The following is a 4356-nucleotide window of genomic DNA, read 5'->3' as shown; positions in this document are numbered from 1 at the left end:
TCTCTTAATGATTTAACTTTTGAATTGTAGTTGTCATATTTAATCTTAGCCATTAAGTATTCTTTTTCTTCTTTTTCAAGCTTTTCTTCTTTATTTCTCATTAATGAGGACACAATACTTGCGAAAGACAATTTCTTTAATTTTTCTACATCGTCTAACTCTTTTTCCAATTGTGTCTTTAAATTTTTAAGCTCAAATTCACTTTTATGAAGTTCTTCATCTAACTCTTTTAGTCTGTTTTCCAATACATTTTTTTGTGCTACTTCATTTTTAACTTGATTTATTTCTTTTTTAATATCTTCTAACATAAGACGTCCCCCTTCGTTAAGATGAGTATATTATATAACAATAATTATAAATAAATATAAATAATTTTCATCTTTTGATTATTTATTACTAAAAAATCCTCCTATATCGTTAATCTGGATAGGAGGACTATATAATAAACTATTTAATTTTAAACTACAGTGTTATTCTTTTTATTATTAGATTTTATTTTCCACCATTTTTTTCAATATAATCATGATAAACAGCTTTAACTGTTCCTGTAAGAGCTAATAATGCAATTAAGTTAGGAATAACCATAAGTCCATTAAACATGTCTGACATTGTCCACACGATAGACACCTCTCCAAGAGTTCCAAGTAAAACACAAACTCATACTAATACTCCATATATCTTAACAGCTTTTGAACCAAATAGATATTTTATATTTGCCTCTCCAAAGAAATACCATCCAATAATAGCGGAAAATGCAAAGAAGAACATACAAATAGATATAAAAATATCTCCAAATTTCCCAAAGACTGCTGAAAATCATGCTTGAGTAAGGGCAGTACCTATAACAGATCCATCTGGAGTTACTGAACGAGTAGTAATAATAACTAAAGCTGTTAAATTTAATATAACAAAAGTATCTATAAATACTCCCATCATAGCAACAAATCCTTGTTCTGATGGATGGTTAACTTTTGCTACAGCATGAGCATGAGGTGTAGATCCCATACCAGCCTCATTTGAGAATAAACCACGTGCCACACCTTTACTCATAGCCTTTTGAATTGTAGCTCCTACTACCCCTCCTGCTATGGATTGAGGTGCAAATGCTCCTACAAATATTTCTTGAAATGCTAGTGGAATATTTTTGTAATTGACTAATATAACAATTAAAGCTCCTATAATATAAAATAATGCCATAATAGGAACAATGGTCTCTGTAACTCTTGTTATTCTACTTATCCCTCCCAAGAATACACAAAAAGCTATCACTGCTAATATTATACCTGTTATAAGTGGCTTTATACCAAACGCTGTATTAAAAGCATCAGCAATAGAGTTTGACTGAACTGCATTTCCCATAAATCCTAAAGCTAGTATAATAAATATTGCAAATAAGGATGCTAAAATTTTACCAAATTTACCTTTAAATGCTCCAACTATATAATATACTGGACCACCAGTTACTGAATTATCTTCACCAATATGTTTATATTTTTGAGCCATTGTTGCCTCTGCATATATTGTTGCCATTCCAAAAAAAGCACTAACCCACATCCAAAATATTGCACCAGGTCCTCCAACTGCTATTGCTGTAGCTGCATCTGCTAAGTTTCCAGTACCGACTTGAGCTGCTATTGCTGTGGCTAATGATTGAAATTAGGACATTCCTGTTTCATCAGCTCTTTCTCTTTTTTTGAACATACCTCCAAAAGTTCTTCTAAACCCTTCTCCAAAACCTCTAATTTGAATAAATTTTAACTGAAATGTGTACCATACGCCTGTTCCTACAAGTAAAAATAATAAAATATTCTTATCCCATAAAAAACCATTCACTACATCTACAACTTTTGATATTATCTCCATAAGGACCCCCTTGTTATTGAGTCTAGGTTGTCTGAGTTTTTGTATAAGTACTCAGAATGATTTATATTTTATATCAAAGAATTTTTCAAATATTATTGTAGGTTTTAATATAATATTTTTATATAAAATTCTGTGATAACATAAGAACTAATATGCTATAACTTAATAGATTACTTTGATGAATTGACTTATTGAAACTATAACTAAGTTATTTTGTTTATATTTTTAATTAGTAATTGTTATTTGAAGTGATAATATGATACTGTTAAGAATTCTACATTATGTTAATATTTAAATTGTATATGCTTCTATCAATAATTTCAATATAATAGATATATTTCATAAGATTCAGAAAAATAACATTATACTTTACAAGAGATAATATTTATAATCTATGTATTATAGATTCTTATTTTTCTTTTCAAAATTATTATAATTTATAACAGAACTCCAACTTCTCTTCATTAGGGCATTCAACAGTAAAATATTTTATACCATTGCTCCAAAAATGTAAAAATTCAATATTTTCATTTAAAATTTTTAATTCTTTTAGCTTACACTACTCATAAGCAACTTCTATATCGAACACATCTAAAGCTATATGATTGATTGATTATATTTTGCCTGTAATATCTTTATTTTCCCATGTTTCTATAACTAAATTATTTAACTCCATAAATGCAACTTTTCCACCATCTTCGAGCTTTTCTCTTTATATTACTTTAAACCCTAACTTTTCATAAAAACTTATAGTTTCATCCATTACTAAAGTAGATATTCCTCTATGCTGAAGCTCTGTTATATTTTCATTTAATTTCACCATAAAATCTCCCTTATACTTTTAAAATAAAGCTATGCCTTTAACTTATATAGAACATAGCTTTATCTATATATACTTAAAATTATTTATCTATACTGATTTACTTAATTTTTTACCCTCATCATTATATTCTTTAGGTACTCCTTTTACCTTATCATACACAAATAAAAATATTATCGGTAAAGTAAACGCTACAAGGTTCCCCACTATATATGGTATAAGTGTTTGAGGTGTAACTATAGTTAACCCAGGAAGTACAGTTAATCCTTGTCCTATAGCTTTAACATCAAATATTTTCATTATTGCCCCACCAAATCCTGCCCCTATAAAAGAACAAACAAAAGGTATTATTGAATATTTTAAGTTAACTGCAAATATGGCAGGCTCAGTTATACCAACTAATGATGGAATAAAACTTGACATAGCTATTTCTCTATCTTTAGTTTTTTTCTTATATAAAAAATACATGCCGATAGCTCCTCCACCTTGAGCAATTATAGACACTGACCATATTGGTTGTATATAATTAAATCCTGTAGTTGCTATTAAACCTGCTTCTATACCTTGTATAGCATGTTGAGTTCCTGTAACAACTAATGGTTGAAGTGCCGCTGCAAAAACAAATGCTCCAAAAGCTCCACATTTATTATATAGTAAATCTATAACTGCTCCTAGTCCTGTACCTATTGCATTTCCTAAAGGTCCAAATATAATAAATAATGATAAGTTGGCAAATAATATAGTTATAGTCGGAACCAATATATAAGCTAAAACTTGTGGTGTATACTTATTAGCAACCTTTTCTAATTTAGATAAAAACCATGCTGTAAGAACAGCTGGGAAGACCCCACCTTGGAATGCTACAGCTGGTATGTCAAATCCAAGGAAATTCCAATAGTCAGGTTTTACTGTACCTAATACATATTGATTTCTATCTACAAGTCCTGGATGTATCATAACAAATCCAACTAAAAGACCTAATATAGGATTTCCACCAAAACGCTTCGTTGCACTATACATTACTAGTACAGGTAAATAATCAAATGTAGTTGCTATTATTCCTAAAAAGTTAACTAAATCTGCAACGGCTGCACTTTTATCAGCTAACGACCCAGCCATTCCAAATAAACCTTGTGTAGTAAGGAGAGATCTTATACCAAGTATCATCGCAGCTCCGATAAAAGCTGGTATTATTGGTATAAATATATCTGAAAATACTTTAAACCCTTGTTGCAATTTACCTTGTTTACTAACGCCTTCACTCTTCATTTCTGAAACAGACACTTCTTTAGCACCTGTTAATTTAGCAAACTCTGCATATACTTTTTCAACAGTACCAGTACCAAATATAATTTGTAACTGTCCACTGTTGAAAATTACCCCCTTAGCTCCTTTTATATTTTCAAGGGCTTCTCTATTATATAAAGAGTCGTCTTTAAGTATTAAACGTAATCTAGTTATACAGTGAGTCGCACTGCTAACGTTTTCTCCTCCCCCAATATTGTCAATAACTTCTTGAGCTATTTGTTTAAAATCCATAGTCTATTCCCCTCTCTAATCTATGGTCCAATGAACAATTCATCATTGAACCATAGTTTAATTTATTATAAAATTTATTATAAAATTTATTATTTATCCAACGTTTTTGATATTGTTGTATTAGATGTAACTAT

6 protein-coding genes are annotated in these 4356 nt (G+C 29.7%); 1 reads left to right on the top strand and 5 read right to left on the bottom strand.

The features are described 5' to 3' along the window. Both J7G74_RS09630 and J7G74_RS16940 read right to left on the bottom strand, forming a co-directional pair. Positions 1–308: hypothetical protein (locus J7G74_RS09630; RefSeq protein ID WP_330616503.1), on the bottom strand; the 308-nt coding region annotated here is incomplete at its 3' end. Between the two features lie 184 nt (positions 309–492). Continuing rightward, positions 493–609, bottom strand: coding sequence for an alanine:cation symporter family protein (locus tag J7G74_RS16940; RefSeq protein ID WP_443081652.1), 117 nt, complete (start codon positions 607–609; stop codon positions 493–495). On the opposite strand from J7G74_RS16940, the gene J7G74_RS16935 reads away from it, so the two are divergent. Then, positions 599–826 carry a hypothetical protein gene (locus tag J7G74_RS16935; RefSeq protein WP_443081651.1) on the top strand — a complete coding sequence of 76 codons (228 nt, stop codon included), beginning with the start codon at positions 599–601 and terminating at the stop codon, positions 824–826. The genes J7G74_RS16940 and J7G74_RS16935 overlap by 11 nt on opposite strands. Here J7G74_RS16935 and J7G74_RS09625 read toward each other — a convergent pair. The 3 genes from J7G74_RS09625 to J7G74_RS09615 all read right to left on the bottom strand — a co-directional run bounded on the left by J7G74_RS09625 (position 817) and on the right by J7G74_RS09615 (position 4222). Further along, entirely contained in the window at positions 817–1635 is an 819-nt protein-coding gene (locus J7G74_RS09625) for an alanine/glycine:cation symporter family protein (RefSeq protein ID WP_443081653.1), read from the bottom strand. The two genes, J7G74_RS16935 and J7G74_RS09625, sit on opposite strands and share 10 nt — an antisense overlap. 21 nt (positions 1636–1656) lie before the next feature. Next, positions 1657–1863, bottom strand: coding sequence for a hypothetical protein (locus J7G74_RS09620; protein WP_297134634.1), 207 nt, complete (start codon positions 1861–1863; stop codon positions 1657–1659). 910 nt (positions 1864–2773) lie between these two features. Further along, complete coding sequence (locus J7G74_RS09615; RefSeq protein ID WP_297134632.1) at positions 2774–4222, bottom strand: PTS transporter subunit EIIC; 1449 nt, start codon at positions 4220–4222, stop codon at positions 2774–2776. Positions 4223–4356 lie beyond the last annotated feature (134 nt).

Origin of the sequence: Terrisporobacter sp., assembly GCF_017888745.1 — a bacterium.
Lineage (GTDB): Bacteria > Bacillota > Clostridia > Peptostreptococcales > Peptostreptococcaceae > Terrisporobacter.
This window is presented reverse-complemented; position numbering and strand designations above follow the sequence as displayed.

Excerpts from the sequence above, each read along its gene's own strand:
- J7G74_RS09615 (WP_297134632.1), bottom strand. The coding sequence starts at position 4,222 with ATGGATTTTAAACAAATAGCTCAAGAAGTTATTGACAATATTGGGGGA.
- J7G74_RS16935 (WP_443081651.1), top strand. The coding sequence starts at position 599 with ATGTCTGACATTGTCCACACGATAGACACCTCTCCAAGAGTTCCAAGT.
- J7G74_RS09620 (WP_297134634.1), bottom strand. The coding sequence starts at position 1,863 with ATGGAGATAATATCAAAAGTTGTAGATGTAGTGAATGGTTTTTTATGG.
- J7G74_RS16940 (WP_443081652.1), bottom strand. The coding sequence starts at position 609 with ATGTCAGACATGTTTAATGGACTTATGGTTATTCCTAACTTAATTGCA.